2 protein-coding genes and 1 pseudogene are annotated in these 2,982 nt (G+C 63.7%); all 3 read right to left on the reverse strand.

Going from position 1 to position 2,982, the window contains the following annotated elements; genetic code table 11:
* Positions 1–918, reverse strand: a pseudogene (locus tag ACK5IR_RS04080) (alpha-glucosidase/alpha-galactosidase); the annotation flags it as partial.
* A gap of 55 nt (positions 919–973) precedes the next feature.
* Entirely contained in the window at positions 974–2,338 is a 1,365-nt protein-coding gene (locus tag ACK5IR_RS04085; RefSeq protein ID WP_416926190.1) for an alpha-glucosidase/alpha-galactosidase, read from the reverse strand.
* Positions 2,339–2,358: 20 nt separating this feature from the next.
* Positions 2,359–2,982 (reverse strand): ATP-binding cassette domain-containing protein (locus tag ACK5IR_RS04090; RefSeq protein WP_416926192.1); only part of this gene is annotated, 624 nt, incomplete at its 5' end.

Here is a 2,982-nt window from a genome sequence, read left to right on the forward strand (position 1 = left end):
CTCTTCGAGGAATTTGGGGAAATCGGTCTCGAACCAGTTGCGGTTCTCGGTCGAATAGCGCAGGTAGCCGCCGGTTTCGCCGTGGATCCAGTCGTCGAGGCTGATCCAGTCCATGATCTCATCCGGGCGCTTGCGATACCAGGGCAGGTATTCGCTCAGGTGCCCGTTCGATTCGGTGGAGTAGTAGCCGATGCGCCTCAGCACATCGATGCGCACCTTTTCCTGCCGGGAAAAGACCGGATGGGCCTCGAACGCGGCGAGCAATTCCTCCGCGCCGACCTTGCGGCCCTTGGCGCGGATGTCGAGATACCACGTCTGGTGGTTGATGCCCGAACAGACGATATCGACATCCTCGAAGCGCACCCCCAGCGCATGGGCGATCTGCCGGTGGCCGTTGGGTACGCCGTGACACAGGCCCACCGTGCGCACCCCGCCATATTCCAGCGCCGCCCAGGTCATCATTGCCATCGGGTTGGCATAATTGAGCAGCAGCGCGTCGGGCTCGGCCACCTCGCGGATATCCTTGCAGAAATCAAGCATCGCCGCGATGCCGCGCTGGCCATACATGATGCCGCCGGCGCAGATCGTGTCGCCCACGCATTGATCGACGCCGTATTTCAGCGGGATGCGGATCTCCTCGGCGAATGCCTCCAGCCCGCCAATGCGCACGCAGTTCATCACGTAGCGCGCATCAACCAGCGCCTCGCGCCGGTCGGTCGTCGCCGTGACGCGGGTGGGCAGGTTGTTCACCTCGACGATGCGGCGGATGATCTGCGCCACCATGTCGAGGTTCTGCGGGTTGATATCGGTCAGGGCGATTTCAATGTCGGCGAATTCCGGCACCGTCAGGATGTCCGAGACCAGCTTCTTGGTGAAGCCGACCGAACCGGCGCCGATGATGGTGATCTTGAAACTCATCGTCGAGTCTCCCGAGCTTTGGGTGGCGGCGGGCCGGGATGGCCCGCCGGGTGTGTCAGCTTGCCATTGCCTGCGGCAGGCGGGCGAATTCGGGCAGCCAGTCGCCATGGGCGGCGAGCAGTTCGCCCGTCATCTCCCAGATCTGGTCGAGGGCGAGCTCGGCCGCCGTGTGCGGATCCATCATCGCCGCGTGGTAGATGTGTTCGACGTTTTCCGTCAGCAGGGCCTGAACCGTCAGTTCCTGAACGTTGATGTTGCTGCGCATCAGCGCGATCAGCTGCGGCGGGATGCCGGTGACGACCGTGGGCTGGAGCCCGTTCGAATCGACCAGCACCGGCACCTCCACCGCACATCCCGTGGGAAGCTGCGGGATGTATCCCTGATTGCGAATATTGCCGTAGATGACCGAGGGTTCGCCCGTCACCACCGAATTGACGATGGAGGAGGCATATTCGCGGCTGCTCTTCAGATCGAGCGTCTCGGCGGTCTTGAGCCGTTCGGCGTCGCGCTGCCAGCGGTCGATCTGCTCGACGCAGCGCTTGGGATATTCGTCGAGCGGGATGCCGAAACGCTCGATCAGGTCGGGGCGGTCGCGCTTGATGAACCATGGCGTGTATTCGGCGAAATGCTCCGAGCTTTCGGTGACGAAGTAACCGAGCCGGGTGAGCATCTCGTAGCGCACGCGGTTGGGGCAGCGCGGGTTCCAGCCGGGTTTCGGCGCCTTGCCGGACGCATAGGCCGCGAGCAGGTCGGGATAGAGATCGCGGTAGCTGCCATCGGCCATCCGCTCCTCGAACTTCAGGTAGAAAGCCATGTGGTTGATGCCAGCAGCCTTGTAGCGGATGTTCCCGACGGGAATGTCGAGGTCCCTGGCCAGTTCCTCGGCCGTGCCCTGCACCGAATGGCACAGGCCGACCTGCCGGATCGCCGGATATTTCGCCGCGATCGCCCAGGTGTTGATCGCCATCGGGTTGACATAATTCAGCATGATCGCATCGGGCGCGACCGCCAGCATATCCTCGCAGAGCGACCACAGGTGGGGCACCGTGCGCAGGCCGCGCATGATACCGCCGATGCCGAGCGTGTCGGCAATGGTCTGGCGCAGGCCGAATTTCGCCGGCACCTCGAAATCGATCACTGTCGAGGGCCGGTAACCGCCGATCTGGAAGCTGACGACGACGAAATCCGCACCGTCGAGGGCCGCGCGCTGGTTGTCGAAGGTCCGCACCGTGGCCTTGCCACCCAGCACTTCGGCCATCTTGCCAACGATGATCTCCGATTCCGCGAGCCGCTTCGGGTCGATATCCATCAGCCGGATTTCGGCCGAGGCAAGCGCGGGGCGCAGCAGGATATCGCCCGCTATATTGCGGGTAAAGACGGCCGAGCCCGCGCCGATGAATGTGATGACTGGTCTTGCCACTTGGAAGTTCCTTGTCGTGGTCAGGTTGCAATTTCAAAGGCCGCCCGCACGAGCCTGCGGGTATACTCCGTCGCCGGGTCCGACAGCACCTGCGCGGTCGGACCCTGTTCGACGATCTGGCCCTGCTGCATGACGATCACGCGGTGGCACAATGCGCGCACCACCTTGAGATCGTGGGAGATGAACAGATAGCTCAGGTCGCGCTCCTTCTGCAGCTTGCGCAGCAGCTCGATGATCTGCGACTGCACCGACAGGTCGAGCGCCGATGTCGGCTCGTCGAGCAGGATATATTCCGGCTCCAGCGCGATCGCCCGCGCGATGGCAAGCCGCTGGCGCTGGCCGCCGGAAAACTCGTGCGGAAAGCGCGAGGTGATAGTGTCCGGCAGGCCGGCATCGCGCAGCGCCGTCTTGCAGCGCTCCAGCCGCTCGGCGCCGCTTGCGCCGATACCGTTGACGACCAGCCCCTCCTCGATGATCTGGCGCACCGACATGCGCGGATTGAGCGAGGCGAACGGGTCCTGAAACACCACCTGCATGCGTTGGCGCAGCGGCTTCATCTGCTTGCGGGTGAAGCCGTCGATGCGCTGGCCGTCGAAAACCACCTCGCCCGAGTTGAGCTTGCCGAGCTTCTGCATCGCCATGCC

It is taken from the genome of Tropicimonas sp. (assembly GCF_047971885.1).
Classification (GTDB): Bacteria; Pseudomonadota; Alphaproteobacteria; order Rhodobacterales; family Rhodobacteraceae; genus Tropicimonas.